The sequence below is a fragment of the Streptococcus sp. STR1/CE/0325 genome (assembly GCF_055386095.1).
The window spans coordinates 381893-399199 of record NZ_AP045018.1 but is presented as its reverse complement, the minus strand read 5'-3'; the positions used below and the strand labels follow the sequence as shown (position 1 = coordinate 399199).

Here is a 17307-nt window from a genome sequence, read left to right as displayed (position 1 = left end):
TTCGGTTTATTTTCTTGTTACTATTTGATATAGATATTCAATTTTCAATGGACTAAACTTAGGATAACAAACGTACCCTATGGAGCCTAGCGGGATCGAACCGCTGACCTCCTGCGTGCAAAGCAGGCGCTCTCCCAGCTGAGCTAAGGCCCCACAAGACCTCTCAAAACTAAATAAGAACCAAGTAAATCCGTGCAGTATTTCTACTGTTCCTTAGAAAGGAGGTGATCCAGCCGCACCTTCCGATACGGCTACCTTGTTACGACTTCACCCCAATCATCTATCCCACCTTAGGCGGCTGGCTCCTTACGGTTACCTCACCGACTTCGGGTGTTACAAACTCTCGTGGTGTGACGGGCGGTGTGTACAAGGCCCGGGAACGTATTCACCGCGGCGTGCTGATCCGCGATTACTAGCGATTCCGACTTCATGTAGGCGAGTTGCAGCCTACAATCCGAACTGAGACTGGCTTTAAGAGATTAGCTTGCCGTCACCGACTCGCAACTCGTTGTACCAGCCATTGTAGCACGTGTGTAGCCCAGGTCATAAGGGGCATGATGATTTGACGTCATCCCCACCTTCCTCCGGTTTATTACCGGCAGTCTCGCTAGAGTGCCCAACTTAATGATGGCAACTAACAATAGGGGTTGCGCTCGTTGCGGGACTTAACCCAACATCTCACGACACGAGCTGACGACAACCATGCACCACCTGTCACCTCTGCTCCGAAGAGAAAGCCTATCTCTAGGCCGGTCAGAGGGATGTCAAGACCTGGTAAGGTTCTTCGCGTTGCTTCGAATTAAACCACATGCTCCACCGCTTGTGCGGGCCCCCGTCAATTCCTTTGAGTTTCAACCTTGCGGTCGTACTCCCCAGGCGGAGTGCTTATTGCGTTAGCTACGGCACTAAGCCCCGGATAGGGCCTAACACCTAGCACTCATCGTTTACGGCGTGGACTACCAGGGTATCTAATCCTGTTCGCTACCCACGCTTTCGAGCCTCAGCGTCAGTTACAGACCAGAGAGCCGCTTTCGCCACCGGTGTTCCTCCATATATCTACGCATTTCACCGCTACACATGGAATTCCACTCTCCCCTTCTGCACTCAAGTCCCGCAGTTTCCAAAGCGTACTATGGTTAAGCCACAGCCTTTTACTTCAGACTTACGAAACCGCCTGCGCTCGCTTTACGCCCAATAAATCCGGATAACGCTCGGGACCTACGTATTACCGCGGCTGCTGGCACGTAGTTAGCCGTCCCTTTCTGGTAAGTTACCGTCATAGTGTGAGCTTTCCACTCTCACACCCGTTCTTCGCTTACAACAGAGCTTTACGAACCGAAGTCCTTCTTCACTCACGCGGCGTTGCTCGGTCAGGGTTGCCCCCATTGCCGAAGATTCCCTACTGCTGCCTCCCGTAGGAGTCTGGGCCGTGTCTCAGTCCCAGTGTGGCCGATCGCCCTCTCAGGTCGGCTATGTATCGTCGCCTTGGTAGGCCTTTACCCTACCAACTAGCTAATACAACGCAGGTCCATCTCTTAGTGACGCTCTTGCGCCTTTCAAACCTATGCCATGCAGCATAAGCTGTTATGCGGTATTAGCTATCGTTTCCAATAGTTATCCCCCGCTAAGAGGTAGGTTACCTACGCGTTACTCACCCGTTCGCAACTCATTAGAGAGAAGCAAGCTCCTCTCCTCTGCGTTCTACTTGCATGTATTAGGCACGCCGCCAGCGTTCATCCTGAGCCAGGATCAAACTCTCGTTTAAATCTTACTCATGCTATTGCTAGCTTTTTCTTTATTGACGGGTTACTTGTGTAACCCTTACTTGGTTGTTTCTTATTTAGTTCTCAAAGGTCTTTCTATCGCTCTCTCAAGCGACAACTATTATATTCTAGCAAACTTCAGCACAACTGTCAATACCTTTTTTAAACTTTTTTTACTTTTTTTCTCTGCCTCTCAAAAACCTTAGAACAAATGGGATTGAGGCGGATTGGAATAAAAAATAGAAACCAAAAGTTCCGCTTTTGGTTTCTATAATTCTGAGGCTCAAAAGAAATTTAACCATCTTCCAATCTAGCCTTCGCTATAATAGGGAACGTCTTTGTTCTTCCGATTGTAAATCACAAGACCTAGACCGAGTAGCACCAAAATGACGGATAACCACTGGGAAACGCGAAGACCTGAGAACATGAGGCTGTCCGTGCGCATGCCCTCAATCACAAAGCGACCACAGCCATACCATATGAGGTAAAAGGCAGTCGGATCACCTTGCTTGAGAAAGTGAGGACGGTGTCTGATGCTCATGAGAAGAGCAAAACCTAGGAAATTCCATAAGGATTCATAAAGGAAGGTGGGTTGACGGTAGCTACCATCAATATACATCTGCTGCTTAATCCAATTGGGCAGATAAGGAAGATTTTTGACAGCTGCTCCGTAAGCTTCTTGGTTGATAAAGTTTCCCCAACGTCCGATGCTTTGCGCAATCATCACACCGGGGGCTGCAATATCGGTAAAGTTTAAAATTGGGATAAAACGCCTGCGACTAAAAAGGTACATGACCAAAAGGCCAGTGAGTAGCCCTCCATAGATGGCAATTCCCCCATTCCAGATGGCTGGGATCTCTGCCAAATGATCCTTATAATAGGACCATTGAAAGGCAACGTAGTAAAGCCTTGCGCCGATGATGGCGATAGGAAAGGCGATTAAAATCATATCTAAGACATCATCTGGTTTAATGCGACGTTTCGGTGCTTCTTTTCTCGCCAGATAGACGGCTAAAAAGAGACCAGAAACAATGCAAATAGCATACCACCGGATGGCAAAGGGACCAATTTGGAAAGCTGTGGGATTAATCATGCGTGACCTCCATTTTGGTTAATGAGCTTGGTTAGGCGCTCTTCAAAGGTTTTGGTAGCATCATACCCCATATTTTTTGCGCGGTAATTCATGGCAGCAGCCTCAATCACGACAGAGACGTTGCGTCCTGTTTTAACAGGGATGCGAACAAACGGGATCTTGACTCCTGCCAATTCTAAGGTTTCGCCTTGATTGCCCAAGCGGTCAAAAACCTTATCTGGTTCGTAGTTTTCAAGGTAAACGGCCAACTGGACTTGGGAAGAATCCCTAACAGCGCTGGCACCGTATAGGCTCATGACATCAATAATACCGACTCCTCTGATTTCTAAGAGGTGACGTAGGATTTCAGCTGGCTCTCCCCATAGGGTTTCCTCGTCCTTGGCATAGACATCCACACGATCATCCGCCACCAAGCGGTGTCCACGCTTGACTAGCTCAAGCCCTGTTTCGCTCTTTCCAATACCGCTATCACCTTGGATCAAAACTCCCATACCGTAGATATCCATCAAGACCCCATGAACACTGATGCGCTCAGCTAGACAAGCGTTGAGATACCATGAAATCTCACCAGAGAGCTGACTGGTCCCCATCCGACTTTTTAAAATGGGAGTGCCTTTTTTCTTGGCGGCTCTAATCATCTCTTCTGGAATCTCTAAGTTCCTTGCCACAATAAGAGCTGGGGTTTCTTCCTTAAACATGGCCTTTAACACTGAATAGCGATTGTGCGGTGTCATGGCCATCATATAAGACCACTCTTTCATGCCTAAGAGCTGAATGCGCTCTGGTGAGTAATAGGTGAAGTAACCTGTCATTTCAAGACCCGGTCTTGAGATATCGGCTGTGGTAATTTCTTTTTGTAAGTGTTCAGGTTCAGCATAGACCACCTCTAGCTTGACCTTTTTGATTAACATCTCAACCGTAACTTTCATATACACTCCTTTTCTTTCTCTTATTTTACCACATTTCAAGCAAAAGAAAAAACAGGCAACATGCCTGCTTTCCTCTAATCCTTGTCTGATACGGGTCTCGCTTCTTTTCTGCGTCTTGGACCTGTATAATCATAATCTTGATAATAATGATGGTTTTCTGTTTTATAAGGGAAGAAGATTGCCGCTAGGATATAAAGCAAAAGCCCCAAACCGTGGGAGAAGATGATAAACAATCCTCCTAAAACACGGGCTAATCCTAGATCCCAACCAAATTTATCAGACAAGCCAGCAATCACGCCACTGACTACTCTTCCTCGCCTTAGTTTATAAAATCCAGACATCTGACTTATCCTCCAAATTTTTAATGATGAATCTATTATAGATTAGTTTCTCACAAAAAACATCAGCCCTATGACGGATTTTTTTGAATCAGCTGCAGGTGTCCACTGCATTTGCCACAGACCATCCGCTTGGTGTCAATTCTTCTTTTGCGGTCGTAAAAAAGGCGGCAGTTCTGACACTGGTAGCGGTATTTGACGAGGGTTTGGCGTTTTGGGGCGTAACGTAAGCCGTCCACCTGCTTGAGCAGCTCTTTAAAATCTTTATCCTTGTGGCGATAGCCCTTGCCTTGGAAATAAAGGTGATAGTGGCAGAGTTCATGGCGAACGATTTTGCGAAAAACGTCCAAGCCCTGCTCACGGTAGAGGTGGGGATTGAAATCCAAGTGACCATCCTGCGGAAAAAAGCGTCCTCCTGTTGAAGAAAGGCGGCTATTCCAGTGGGCTTCGTGACGAAAAGGCAGCCCAAAATCCTCTAGGGAAACCTGCCTAACATAGTCGGTCAGGTTCATTTGGGAGCAACCAAGCTCAGACTGAGCTTTTCTTTTTCAAGATCCACGCTCTTCACATAAACCGTGACGATATCGCCAATCGACACCACTTGACTAGGGTGTTTGACAAAGCGATGGCTAAGATCGGAAATATGTACCAAGCCATCCTCATGCACGCCCACATCAACAAAGGCACCGAAGTCCACGATGTTACGAACTGTTCCTTCTAGGCTTTGACCCACACGAAGATCGGATAAATCCAAAACATCCTGACGTAAGACTGGTGCTTCAAAGTCGTCACGCAGATCTCTACCTGGTCTTAGCAAATCCTCCACAATATCTTGCAAGGTCGCTTCACCAATACCCAGCTCAGGAGCGGTCGTCACAATATCAATGGCTTTTAGCTTGCTCTTTGCGCTATCATCAAGGTCTATGATGCCAAGTTTTTCAAAGAGTTTTTCCACCGCTGGATAACTCTCTGGATGGACACCGGTGTTATCTAGAAGATTCTCTCCATTTGGAATACGAAGGAATCCTGCTGCCTGTTCAAAAGCCTTTGCGCCCAGGCGTGGGACAGCTTTTAGCTCTTCTCTGGTGCGTAGCTCCCCATGTTCTTCACGGTATTTGACCAGATTTTCAGAAATGGTCTTGTTAAACCCAGCGACATGAGAAAGGAGGGTAGGACTAGCAGTATTGACATCAACACCGACTTGATTGACCACGGTATCCACAACGAAATCAAGGTTTTCACTGAGTTTCTTCTGATTGACATCGTGCTGATACTGCCCAACACCGATAGACTTAGCATCAATTTTGACCAACTCAGCCAGCGGATCTTGGAGTCGTCTGGCAATAGAGATGGCGGAGCGTTTTTCAACACTGAGGTCTGGAAATTCTTTTCTGGCTAGCTCACTGGCGGAGTAGACAGACGCGCCACTCTCATTGACAATGACGTAGGCGGTTTCTGGATGGTTTTTAATCACCTCTGCCACAAAGGCTTCGCTCTCCCTGCTGGCTGTCCCATTTCCAATGGCGACAATATCAATCTCATATTCTTGAAGGAGTTGACTCAAACGCTCTTTAGCAGCTTCAATCTGTGCCTTGGAAGCGGGCTTAACAGGATAGATGACCTCAGTGGTCAAGAGTTTTCCGGTCTGATCGACAATAGCCAGTTTTGCTCCTGTCCGAAAGGCAGGGTCAAAACCTAGCACTCGCTTTCCTTTTAGGGGGGAAAGCAAAAGGAGGTGACGTAGATTATCAGAAAAAAGCTGAATCGCCCCTGTTTCTGCACTTTCCGTCAGCTCAGCACGAATCCGACGTTCCATGGCTGGGAGGATTTTGGTCTTGAGAGCCTTTTGGATGGCCTCATCGATATAGGCATTTTTCGCCTTAAAGCGCTCCTGATAGACTCGCACCATCTTGTCATACTGGTGTTCAAACGATAAACGCAAAACGCCTAGCTTTTCCCCACGGTTAAGAGCTAAGGTGCGGTAACCCTGCATGTCCTTGATCTTGGATGAAAAATCATAGTAAATCTCAAAAATCCCCTTGTCATCAAGGCCTTCATCCTTAACTTTGGACAAGAACAGACTGTTTGCCCAGATGTCATTGTAGGTCCACGACCTAAGCTTGGTGTCTTCTGCAAAGACATCAATCAAAATATCCAAAGCCCCTGCAATTGCGGCTTCCGTCGTTGGATAAGCCTCACTCAAGAAATCTTGAGCAGCTTCTTCAAGCTGGGGCTGATTTTGCAAAATCAAGCGGGTCAAATTAGAAAGACCTGCCTCACGCGCCGCAGTCGCCTTGGTTCTGCGTTTTTCCTTGTAGGGCAGATAGAGTTCTTCGACATCCGCGAGCTTTTCTGCTGCTTCGATAGCCGCTTTTAGCTCTGGAGTGAGCTTGCCCTTGGCCTCGATGCTACTAAGGACGCTGGCTTTTCGCTCAGAAAGACTGGTCAAGCTCTTGTCCATATCTAAGATCGCTTTGATCTCGACCTCATCGAGGTTGCCGGTCATCTCCTTACGATAACGTGCCATAAAGGGAATGGTATTCCCTTCTTTAGCCAGCTCTAAGACGCTGGTCACTTGTTGTTGTTTTAACTGTAACTGCCTTGCGATGTGTTCCATTTGTTTCATAACCCTTATTATACCATCTAAGGCCTGCTTTTTCAAAAAGCAAAAGACCTAGAAAATAGGATTTTCCTAGGTCTCACGGTAGGCTGTTAAGCCTCTTCCTTTTCCGCAAAGTATTGTCTAACGCGTGGCGCGACTTCTTCACCAAAAATGCGGATGGCTTTTAGGGTGTCCTCATGCGGCATAGAACCCACTGGCAAGTGGAGCATAAAGCGATCTAAGCCCAGATCTTCGACCATGCGGATGATCTTTTGTGCCACCGTATCAGCATCACCGACAAACATGGCACCATCTTCTCCGATGGACTGCAAGTAAGCCTCATAAGAGAGGGGTTGCCAGTGTAGGCGATCCTTACTGATACTATCCACCAGCTGTTTGGTTGGGTAGAAATATTCTTTTTCTGCCTTTTCCTTGTCATCAGACAACCAACCCCATGAGTGGGCAGCCACCTTCATCTTGCTGGTATCTTGCCCCTTCAAGCGACCGACTTGGCGGTACATCTTGACCAACTGACGAAAGGCCTTTGGATTGCCTCCGATGATAGCATAGGCGATTGGTAAACCTTTTTCTGCAATCTTAATCGTCGATTCTGGATTGCCGCCTGTTGCAACCCAAATCGGAAAATCCTCTTGGACTGCTCGTGGATAAACGCCGCGCCCTTCTACGGTTTGTGTGTGGTGACCTTGCCAAGTCAAGGTTTCCTTATCCTTAATCTCTAGTAACATATCGAGCTTTTCATCAAACAAGGCATCATAATCTCTCAAATCATAACCAAATAGAGGGAAGGACTCGATGAAAGAGCCACGCCCTGCCATAATCTCAGCTCGTCCATTTGAAAGGGCATCGATGGTGGCGTACTGCTGATAAACCCGAACGGGGTCAATAGAGGACAAGACCGTCACCGCACTAGAAAGACGGATGTGTTTGGTATTAACCGCCCCTGCTGCAAGAACAATCTCAGGCGCTGACACGGCAAAATCCTCCCTGTGATGCTCGCCAATCGCATAGATGTCTAACCCCACCTCATCAGCTAGCTCAATTTCTTCTACCATATTGCGCAAGCGCTCGTCATGAGGAAGGGGCTTGCCTGTTTTTTCAAGTGGTGTCGTTTCTCCAAAAGTTGAAATACCTAATTCAATCATCTTATTTACCTCTTGTTCTTTAATGATGAATTTATTTTATCACTATGTAGTGATAAATGCAAGTCTTTTGCTCAAGGAAATCTTAACCGTTTCTAAAGCCTAATTTTTCTACTGTTTATTTTCAAGAGAAGAAGGTATAATGGACATAGAGATTAGAAAATGGAGGTTACTATCATGGCTTTGACCTATAAACGAAAAGACGATTTGGAAAAAATGTTGGAAAACTTTGCGACCCTGCCAAAATTAGATGGTGCAGATGATCCAAAAGACAAAGACGCTACCGAACACACAAAGAACTAGGTCGTCTGGTGAACGTAAAAAGAAGCGTTCCCAGTCCAGCTGCTTAGGAGCGCTTCTCTTTTCTTTTTTATCACTCAAATAAGGAGAGTACCATGTCACTGTTTTCACAGTTGCCAGACAGTATCTTGCAGTGTTTGGCAATTTTTTTATCCATTATCATTGAGGCTCTGCCTTTTGTGCTTTTAGGCAGTATTCTCTCTGGTTTTATCGAAGTCTTTTTAACCCCTGAAAAGGTGCTACGCATCCTGCCTAAGCAGAAGGTGTTGCGCATCTTATTTGGTACCTTGGTGGGCTTTTTATTCCCCTCGTGTGAGTGCGGGATTGTCCCCATTGTCAACCGATTTATGAGCAAAAAGGTTCCTAGCTACACGGCTATTCCCTTTATGGCGACAGCGCCGATGATTAACCCTGTGGTGCTGTTTGCGACCTACTCGGCCTTTGGGAACTCTTGGCGTTTTGTTTTGTTGCGTCTCTTTGGTGCCATTATCGTCGCACTGGCTCTTGGAATGCTCCTTGCCTTTTTTGTGGATGAGGACATCATGAGTCCCAAGGCAGACTGTCATGTGCATCATTATGGTCATCTCAGTTTGGGAAAGAAAATCTTTGCCAGTCTGTCACATGCCATTGATGAGTTTTTTGATACGGGGCGTTACTTGGTCTTTGGGAGTTTAGTGGCTGCTATGATGCAGATCTATATCCCAACACGCGTCCTCACCAGCATCACCCATACACCGATTTTGGCGATTTTCCTTCTCATGCTCCTTGCCTTTCTTCTTTCGCTTTGTAGTGAGGCGGATGCCTTTATCGGCGCTTCGCTTTTGGTCAATTTTGGTCTTGCGCCTGTCATGGCCTTCTTACTCATCGGCCCTCTTCTTGATGTTAAAAATCTCTTGATGATGCAACGTGCCTTTAAACCGCGCTTTATTGTCCAATTTGTGGCAACCGTTGTGCTGGTGATTCTTTCCTATTGTTTGTTATTGGGGGTGGTGTTATGATTCGATTTCTCATTTTAGTTGGCTATTTGGAAATGACCATTTACCTCCAGCTGACCGGTAAGCTCAATCAATACATCAACAGCCACTACACTTATCTGGCTTATCTATCCATGGGGCTCTCTTTTATCCTAGCTTGTGTGCAACTGGTCATCTGGATGAAACAGATCAAGACCCATTCTCATCTCTCCAAGTGGGGAAAAATCACTAGTCCTTTTATCCTGACCTTTCCTGTCTTGGTGGGACTTTTGGTGCCGACCGTGACGCTCGATTCGACAACTGTTTCAGCCAAGGGCTACACTTTTCCACTCGCTGCGGGGAGTTCTCCATCTGGTGAGAGTAGCGATGGCACGCGCGTGCAATATCTCAAGCCAGATACCAGCCTTTATTTCACCAAAAACGACTATGACAGAGAGATGCAGCGCTCCTTGAAGCACTATGCCGGCACAGGTCCTGTCACCATCACCACCAAAAATTATATGGAGGTCATGGAGCTCATCTACCTCTATCCTGACCAGTTTACCAACCGTCCTATCACCTATACGGGCTTTGTCTATAATGATGAACACGCTAAACATCAGCTCTTTCTCTTTCGTTTTGGCATCATCCACTGTATCGCTGACTCAGGCGTTTATGGGCTTTTGATGGATGGCTTTGAGCAATCCTATGCCAATAACACTTGGTTAACCGTAACGGGGCATCTCTCTCTTAGTTACAACCAAAATCTCAAACAGACCCTACCGGTCCTCCATGTGGACAAGGTCAAACAAGTCGATAAACCTGAAAATGCTTATGTCTATCGTGTCTTTTAGAAAGAAAACCGCTATGTTTCAACCACATGTGATAACCATGCTTTATGTCAAAGATGTCCCTGCTGAAAAAGCCTTTTTCGAGGCAATCGGCTTTACCATCTTAACCGAGGGAGACCTCATGGGATATCCCACCTTTGACATGGCACCCCATCGCGAATCAACGACTGTCTTTCGTGTCTATGCCCTTGATTTTATCCAAGAGTTTTCACCCGAAGTGGCTGACTTTAATCCTAGTCTCCTCTTTGAAAGCAAGGAACTAGAAAAACTCTATGCCTGTATCAAAAAGCAAGAACTGGGAATCAGTCCTATTCAAGAGCAGCCGTTTCGGCATTTTAACTTTCAAAGTCCAAGCGGTCATTACTATGCCGTCAAAGAAAGCTAACATCAACTCCCTCGTCTTCCTCACATCCTAGGAAACGAGGGATTTTTTGTAGGCTTAAAAGATAGCAATTCGCCAAAAAAATAGAACCAAGGAAAATCCTTGATTCTATACAAAAGAATCGCTTTTTTCTACGCGTAATGCTCAATCTTTTACAGTGACCTTATCCTTCCAGCTGGTTGCCGTTTCTTTCAACACCTGATTAATGGCTTCGATGTTGGTGCGTCCTTGTTCTGCTAGCCAAGTTTGGGCTGCTGATTCTCCTTGGTCCGCAAAGACCTTGACCGCATCCTTCCATGTGGCACGTCCGCAAAGAATACCATTAAATTCAGAACCTGCTGCTTTGGCAAAGCGAAGCGTTTCTTGGAAGACATCATTATCAACCCCTGCACTGAGGAAGATAAATGGCAGATGAGTCGCTTCTGACTGCTCTTTAAAGAATGCAGCTGCTTCTTCCTTGCTATAAACCGCTTTGTTACCTTCTTCGTTGTAGCCCTCGACATAAGCCATTGTAATTGGCACTTCAACCTTTAAGACATCAACCTTGTATCTTGCATCTGAGAAAGTCCGCATAGCTTCGATGACCTTGTGAGGTTTGAGTTTGGCATAGTCACTACTTTTGACATCCATATCACTCTTGTCATAGGTCACAATTTCAAGGAAGTAAGGAATCTCTTCTGCCTGACATTCACTGCCGACACGCTCTACCCATGCTTTCTTGATGTCGTTGACACTACCATCTTCATCTACATCGTAGTAAACTAAGACCTTGACCGCATCAGCTCCTAGTTCCTTGATCCGCTTAGCTGACCAATAAGAGAGAAGATCTGGCAAACGTCCTGGATCTGTGGCATCATAGCCTGTCTTTTCATAAGCCACGATGAGACCTGCATCCTGCGCTCTTTTTTTCATAGCTGGAATACCGTACTCAGGGTCTAGCAAGATGGAATTAGCATAGGGGGTGAGTTCTTGAGAGATAAGCTCCTTAAAAATCACAATCCCTTGCTCTCCTGGATTTTGCTTGCCACTTTCTAGCATTTTTTTCAAAGATCCCCTTTGGTCAATGGCAAGTGCTCCGATAATACCTGCTTCATCAGACAGTTTTTCCAAATGCGCTAATTTTTCACGACTCATCACTAATGTTGACATAAACTTCTCCTATTCTTTCCATTCATGAATGATAACTCCTTGGACGACCCGATTGACTGTTCCTGTTGGAGACGGGGTATCAGGGGTATTGTTAACTTTGAGCGCTGCAAGGAGGGCAAGGAGCTGCGCATAAACGATATAAGGGAACGCCCTATAACTATCTGGAAGGTCAACTTCAGGCGCAACAACGACTTCAATAACATTCTCCACGCTTTCAGACTTATCGGTAAAGTAAACCACGCCTTTTGCGATCGCATCTCCTGCAACTTCTCTAAGCAAATCAAGGTCATAACGTTTGGTATAGCTATCCGTTGACCCATAAAGAAGGACTAGGGTTTTTTCATCAATCAAGGATTTTGGACCATGCCTAAAACCAAGTGGTGTCTCATACATGGTCGCAATTTGACCAGCTGTCAACTCTAAAATCTTGAGTTGTGCTTCGTGAGCTAGACCAAAGAAAGGACCAGAACCGAGATAGATGACCCTGTGGAAATCAAGAGCTACCAAGCCTTTGATCAGGTCAATCCGCTCTAATGCTTGCTGGGTTGCAGCAATCACAGCTGCGACCCGCTCTTTTTTGACCTCTAGACTAGCTTGGTCAAAGATGAGGAGAGCTGTCAGCATCATGGAGCTAAAGCTACTGGTCATGGCAAAGCCAGCATCATTAGATGCTTCAGGTTGAAGCAAGAGCAAGTTTTTCTCATCATCTTGTGCCTCTAAAGCAAGATGCCCTTCTTTAGCACAGGTAATGGTTATCTGATAAAGATCCTTAACAAACTGTTTAGCAAGATGCACCGCTGCAACACTTTCAGGAGAATTGCCACTTCTTGCAAAAGAGACAAGTACCGTTGGTTGATTTTCTTTGAGATAAGCTAAAGGACGACCAACTAAGTCAGTGGTGGCTACCGATTGAAAAGCCCACTTGTCATCGTTATATTGCTCCAAAAGAGCTGGTAAAAGACTATCTCCCACATAAGCCGATGTCCCAGCTCCAGTAAAGATGACCTTGATACGATCGTACTGGTTGGAAAGATCGTCTAAAAAAGCGGTGATGGTTTCATATTGCGCTTCATAACGCTCATAAGCCTCTTGCCAAACACTTGGTTGTTGATAAATTTCACGTGCCGTAATCATGGCACCTTTTTCCATCAATAGTTCTTCACTAAGTCCTAACATAGGTTCTTCCTTTTCTAGCAAAAGGGGAGATAGACAACCATCTCCCGCATGTTTTTAACCGATTGTCATGAATAAATCTGTCTATTCATCCTCGTCATCAGCCATGCCAGACAAAATTGTATTGACATGGATAATCATCTCAGATGCTTTGTCATGATAAGGTGACTGTGTGCCAAGCAAACTGTCATTGACAAAACGAATCACCATGGGAAGATTCATCCCCGCATAGAGGTCAATTGGCTTTCCTTCCATGATGAGTTTACTGACAACATTACAGGGCGTTCCCCCTAGTAAATCCGCAAAGACCAAGGGATTGTCTAGGGCATCATAGACGCGTCTAAATTTTTCCTCAAAATCCTTGACCCCTTCTTCTGGAAGAAGGGAAACAGTATGGATATGGTCTTGGGGACCCATAATCATCTCAGCGCTTTCTTTTAGTCCGTCACAAAAGCCTCCGTGACCCACTAATATCAAATCTTTTGGCATACGTTTTCCTCATTTATTCTAAGCTGGACCTAAGATTGGTGTGTTAAGCAATTTGGAAAGAAGGGAAATACCAACGGCGATGAAAATCACGATAAAGATGGCTTTGGTTGAATTCATGCCTTTTCTACCGAGCAACCAATAGACAAAACCAGCAAAGAGAGCAGGCACAAGACGTGGGAAAATGGTATCTATTGTGTTTTGAAGGTTGAACTCCACGCCACCAAAATTTTGCACATAGGTGAATTTGAAGTTAATCATGGTGGCAATCATCGCCCCAACCATGTAAACCCCAAGAACAGTCGCTGCATCGGTTAGCGCAGAAAGACGATGTTGCATGGTCGTGACAAGACTGACCCCTTCCTTGTAGCTGAATTCCAACTGTTTCCAACGAAAGACGTTGATGGCCATAGCAACCGCTACCCAAAGCAAGATTCCAACAGGGCTACCTTCTTTAGCAAGACCGGCTGCAAGACCACCCATGATAGCTGGAACAGTGGAGGCAAAGAGGGCATCTCCGACAGCTGCAAATGGTCCCATAAGACCCGTTTTCACCCCAGCTACGGTTTCCTTAGCTTCGACACCTTCATTTTCCTCGATGGCAAGGTCAATCCCTGCTACAATGGTGTGGAAAAATGGTGATGTGTTAAAGAACTGGGTATGGGTGCGCATCATCTCTAAGAGCTCAGGTGTCCCATCTCCGTACATCTTGCGCAATTGAGGAAGCAAGATATAAAGATAGCCAGAAGCCTGCATCCGCTCGTAGTTCCAACCCCATTGATAGAAGAAAAGACTACGTTTGTTAATCTGATTAAAATCGGCTTTGGTTAGTTGATAATTAGATTTCGTCATCTTCAATTTCCCCACTCTCTACTGTTGTCGTTGGTGCTGCTGCTTTTGGTACAGAAACGGCATTTTTGTAGCTGATAGATGCAAGCGCAAGACCAATAATAGCAATACCAAGCATTGGAATACTGTTGAATTTAGCACCGTTAAGCGCTTTTGCGACGTCGCCAACTGTTCCTGCTGCGGCAGCAAGCGTGCTAATGTAGCTAAACAAGGTCATCAAAATGGCTGTGATAACAAAGCCAAGACCTAGATAAGCCAAGTTTTTCTTAGCAGGAAGGTAGCGAAGAAGGATGGCAAAACCGACACCAGGAAGCATCTTACCTGCTAGGATAAGACCATCTGCCAGCCATTGGGCATTGTTGGTCATCCAGTCCACCGCAGCACCAACAGCAGGTCCACCAAACATGAGGGCAAGGAAAACCGGAAGAGCACGAGAGAGCGCCCAAGGAATAGCACCTAGCAAGAAGTTGCGCTCAATGCCTTTATAGTCAAAGCGCTCAACGGCTGCATCCACACGGTGGGCAAAGTAAGTGGTTGAGAACCGTCCCAAAACGTCGGTATAAACGAGTAGGGCAGCCACAGGAACCGCAATAGTGGAAAGGGCAAGTTCTGGTTTCATCCCCGTCGCTACAGAGAAAGCTGTCGCAAGGATGGCACCAGATGTCGCATCAATACGAGATGCTCCACCAAAGGTACCTACCCCAAGCACCAACAATTGTGCCTCAGCCCCAATCAAGAGACCTGTTGACACATCTCCCATGATAAGACCTGTGACAAAACCTGCAAAAACAGGTGAACCAGCAGAGGATGTAATCGTCAACTCATCTAAAATCTGATAAGCTGAATAAAGTGTAATGAGTAGAATTTGCCACCATTGAATCATGATGTTACCTCCTGTTTAATATAGTCTAACTCCCTCAATTAGCGTACCTTGTCAAGCAAGGGCATAAATTCCTCAATACCGTCACTCGGTGCCATTTGACTCACCAAGTGAACGCCTTTTTCCTTCAAAGCATCAAAGGCTTTAATGTCATTGTCATTGACATGAACGGTCCTTGTGACCGATTTATTCTCCGTTGTTTTAGACATATTTCCCACATTTAGCTCTGGGATAGCAACGCCTGCTTCTACCAAGCGCAAGAAACGATCAGGATAGCGTGCCACGATAAAGAGGCGTTGGGAGTCATATTTGCCAGCTAGGATATTCGCTGCTGCTTTTTCCACAGGAAGAACGCTGAGTTTCACTCCTGGAGGACAAGCTAGCTTTAGACCAGCTTTTTCAATATCACTCTTTGCGACCTCATCATCAATGACCATGATACGACTGATGTTTAAGCTCATCGCCCAAAGATTGGCAACTTGGCCATGGATAAGGCGTCCGTCAATACGGGTTCCAACGATTGTCATAGGTGTTCTCCTTTGATAAATTTGATAACAGGTTTAAGGGTGAGACGCAAGGTATCCTGATAAGTCCCTTCTGTCTCAAAAACAATGATACGATTGTGACCTGACTTTAGAAAAGCGTGGGGCACATAAAGCGATAAAGTAGGACCTACTTGCCAAAATCGACCCAAGTGGTGCCCATTAACAAAGGCAACGCCCTTGCCAAAACCAGACAGGTCTAGGTAGGTATCGGCTGGCTCTGTGATGTCACAATCAAAAGCATAAAAGCTAGGCAGTCCTTCTTGCCAAGGTTTTCTCCAATCTAACCTAGAGAGGTCACGCAAATCTAAGGAATACTGCTCCCAATCCAGTAAAAAATGCAAATCCTTATAAACGCCTGTGCGAATACCTTTTTTTTGAGTCTCGGCTAAGAGTTTATAGCCGTAGTTGACCCGCCCCATACTTTCGATGAGAATATCAAGCTGATGAGAAGTGCCAAGCTCTCCAGAAAGAAAGATGTCTTCACCGATTTCTTCTTGATATTGGGTAGCCACCCACTTTTCATCTAGGAAAACCTGAGCCCTGTCTCTAGCGTCAATCAGACGAAGTTTTTCTTCTTCTGCATCCCATACCGTTTGAGTTCGGTAGAGCAAATAACCATACGACTGACCCAACTCTTCCATGGTTTTGGGATAGCGGCTAAACTGTGGTTTTGCCAAGTCCTCTAAGACACTGAAAAGGCTGACCTTTTGACTAACAGAGAGCGTTCTTTCTTCCAAATTTAGTTTTGTTAGCGGTTTCATTTGTGGATAAAAAGGGAAATGTTTGGCTAACATTTTCTGCACGGCGAAATACTTAGGGGTGGGATTGCCCCTCTCGTCTAGCAGAGCGTCGTAGTCATAAGAAGTGACTTGAGGTAAATCCTTACTTCCTCTAGCTGAGCATCCGTTTAGCCAAGCAAAGTTGGTTCCCCCGTGGAACATATAGAGGTTGATCGAGCCTTCCTCGATGACTTCTCTGATAGCTTGTGCCACTTCTTCTGGATCGCGCTTGATGATGGGATCTCCCCAGCGGTTGAACCATCCGTCCCAAAACTCCATACACATCAAGGGCCAATTTTTGCCGTGCTCGGCAAAGAAAGATTTCATTTGGGCAAAATTTTCTTTTCCCTTGGAGCCAAAATTCCCCGTCACAAAGAGGTCTTCTTCAATCAAAGTTCCCGCCTTTAGGGTCGCAAGCCAAGGCCCATCTGAGGTAAAGAGCGGACAAGTCACCCCTGACTTTAGGAGCAAATCCCGCAGGCTTTTTAGATAAACCTTATCTTCTCCATAAGAACCATACTCATTTTCCACCTGCATCATGAGGATGTTGCCCCCATTTTCCAAAAGATGGGGAAGAAGTCTCGGAAGAAGAGCACGGTAGTAGCTTTCCACGGCTTTGAGGTAGTTGGGATCACTCGAGCGGATGCGCATATCCTTGGTCAATAACCAAGCTGGAAAGCCTCCAAACTCCCACTCCGCACAGATAAAAGGAGATGGGCGAACAATCGCATAAAGCCCCAACTGCTGAGCTGTCGCTAGGAAATGCTCCAAATCAAGCCCAGACTCAAAATCAAAGCAACCTTCTTTTGGCTCATGGAGATTCCACGGCACATAAGTCTCGACCGTGTTAAACCCCAAGGCTTTCAGATTATAGAGAGAGTGGTACCAATCTTCTTGCGGAATCCGAAAGTAATGAATGGCACCAGACAGGATCTTGAAGGGCTGCGCATCGAGGTAAAAGTCACCATCTCTTATCTCAAAGACTTGCACATCATCACCTCTTTCTCGGGCGTTTTTTGTAATCGATTTCATATATTAATATACTATTTTTCTTCGAAAAAATCAACCTCTTTTC

General features: G+C 45.9%; 17 protein-coding genes, 1 tRNA gene and 1 rRNA gene. 4 read left to right on the top strand and 15 right to left on the bottom strand.

From position 1 onward, the window contains the following. Positions 1-80 precede the first annotated feature (80 nt). The 8 genes from ACZ49W_RS02045 to ACZ49W_RS02010 all read right to left on the bottom strand — a co-directional run bounded on the left by ACZ49W_RS02045 (position 81) and on the right by ACZ49W_RS02010 (position 7888). A tRNA-Ala gene (locus ACZ49W_RS02045) sits at positions 81-153 on the bottom strand. Between the two features lie 64 nt (positions 154-217). Next, positions 218-1765 (bottom strand): 16S ribosomal RNA (locus ACZ49W_RS02040). A gap of 308 nt (positions 1766-2073) precedes the next feature. Next, positions 2074-2856 carry a prolipoprotein diacylglyceryl transferase gene (lgt, locus tag ACZ49W_RS02035; RefSeq protein WP_464813685.1) on the bottom strand — a complete coding sequence of 261 codons (783 nt, stop codon included), beginning with the start codon at positions 2854-2856 and terminating at the stop codon, positions 2074-2076. Next, complete coding sequence (gene hprK / locus ACZ49W_RS02030) at positions 2853-3785, bottom strand: HPr(Ser) kinase/phosphatase (RefSeq protein ID WP_464813684.1); 933 nt, start codon at positions 3783-3785, stop codon at positions 2853-2855. Before hprK ends, lgt begins: the two co-directional genes overlap by 4 nt. Positions 3786-3859: 74 nt before the next feature. After that, entirely contained in the window at positions 3860-4126 is a 267-nt protein-coding gene (locus tag ACZ49W_RS02025; protein WP_464813683.1) for a PspC domain-containing protein, read from the bottom strand. A 68-nt stretch (positions 4127-4194) separates the two neighbouring features. After that, positions 4195-4635: a SprT family protein gene (locus tag ACZ49W_RS02020; protein WP_464813682.1), complete on the bottom strand. Its 441-nt coding sequence runs from the start codon at positions 4633-4635 to the stop codon at positions 4195-4197. Next, the gene (locus ACZ49W_RS02015) at positions 4632-6749 is read right to left on the bottom strand and encodes a Tex family protein (protein ID WP_464813681.1); all 2118 of its coding nucleotides are present in this window, start codon (positions 6747-6749) and stop codon (positions 4632-4634) included. The genes ACZ49W_RS02020 and ACZ49W_RS02015 overlap by 4 nt, the downstream gene beginning before the upstream one ends. Before the next feature lie 86 nt (positions 6750-6835). Then, positions 6836-7888: an LLM class flavin-dependent oxidoreductase gene (locus tag ACZ49W_RS02010; RefSeq protein WP_464813679.1), complete on the bottom strand. Its 1053-nt coding sequence runs from the start codon at positions 7886-7888 to the stop codon at positions 6836-6838. A 174-nt stretch (positions 7889-8062) separates the two neighbouring features. On the opposite strand from ACZ49W_RS02010, the gene ACZ49W_RS02005 reads away from it, so the two are divergent. The 4 genes from ACZ49W_RS02005 (at position 8063) to ACZ49W_RS01990 (ending at position 10374) form a co-directional block, all read left to right on the top strand. Then, the gene (locus ACZ49W_RS02005) at positions 8063-8188 is read left to right on the top strand and encodes an SPJ_0845 family protein (protein WP_464813678.1); all 126 of its coding nucleotides are present in this window, start codon (positions 8063-8065) and stop codon (positions 8186-8188) included. A gap of 92 nt (positions 8189-8280) precedes the next feature. Further along, positions 8281-9183, top strand: a complete 903-nt coding sequence (locus ACZ49W_RS02000; protein WP_464813677.1) for a permease — start codon at positions 8281-8283, stop codon at positions 9181-9183. Beyond that, positions 9180-9992 (top strand): TIGR03943 family putative permease subunit, encoded by an 813-nt coding sequence (locus ACZ49W_RS01995; protein WP_464813676.1) that lies wholly within the window; start codon positions 9180-9182, stop codon positions 9990-9992. The genes ACZ49W_RS02000 and ACZ49W_RS01995 overlap by 4 nt, the downstream gene beginning before the upstream one ends. A 13-nt stretch (positions 9993-10005) precedes the next feature. Continuing rightward, positions 10006-10374: a VOC family protein gene (locus tag ACZ49W_RS01990; RefSeq protein WP_464813675.1), complete on the top strand. Its 369-nt coding sequence runs from the start codon at positions 10006-10008 to the stop codon at positions 10372-10374. Between the two features lie 141 nt (positions 10375-10515). On the opposite strand, the gene lacD is transcribed toward ACZ49W_RS01990, so the two are convergent. From lacD to ACZ49W_RS01955, 7 genes are all read right to left on the bottom strand, one after another. Next, positions 10516-11520, bottom strand: coding sequence for a tagatose-bisphosphate aldolase (gene lacD / locus ACZ49W_RS01985; RefSeq protein WP_464813674.1), 1005 nt, complete (start codon positions 11518-11520; stop codon positions 10516-10518). Positions 11521-11529: 9 nt separating this feature from the next. Beyond that, on the bottom strand, positions 11530-12696 hold the full coding sequence (locus tag ACZ49W_RS01980; protein ID WP_464813673.1) for an SIS domain-containing protein: 1167 nt from the start codon (positions 12694-12696) through the stop codon (positions 11530-11532). A gap of 81 nt (positions 12697-12777) precedes the next feature. Beyond that, positions 12778-13182, bottom strand: a complete 405-nt coding sequence (locus ACZ49W_RS01975; RefSeq protein ID WP_464813672.1) for a PTS sugar transporter subunit IIA — start codon at positions 13180-13182, stop codon at positions 12778-12780. An 18-nt stretch (positions 13183-13200) separates the two neighbouring features. Then, positions 13201-14031 (bottom strand): PTS system mannose/fructose/sorbose family transporter subunit IID, encoded by an 831-nt coding sequence (locus ACZ49W_RS01970; RefSeq protein WP_464813671.1) that lies wholly within the window; start codon positions 14029-14031, stop codon positions 13201-13203. Further along, a complete protein-coding gene (locus tag ACZ49W_RS01965) occupies positions 14018-14911 on the bottom strand; it encodes a PTS mannose/fructose/sorbose/N-acetylgalactosamine transporter subunit IIC (protein WP_464813670.1) in 894 nt (297 codons plus the stop codon). Before ACZ49W_RS01965 ends, ACZ49W_RS01970 begins: the two co-directional genes overlap by 14 nt. Positions 14912-14949: 38 nt before the next feature. Further along, positions 14950-15435, bottom strand: a complete 486-nt coding sequence (locus tag ACZ49W_RS01960) for a PTS sugar transporter subunit IIB (protein WP_464813669.1) — start codon at positions 15433-15435, stop codon at positions 14950-14952. Continuing rightward, a complete protein-coding gene (locus tag ACZ49W_RS01955; RefSeq protein WP_464814943.1) occupies positions 15432-17222 on the bottom strand; it encodes a glycoside hydrolase family 35 protein in 1791 nt (596 codons plus the stop codon). Before ACZ49W_RS01955 ends, ACZ49W_RS01960 begins: the two co-directional genes overlap by 4 nt. Positions 17223-17307 lie beyond the last annotated feature (85 nt).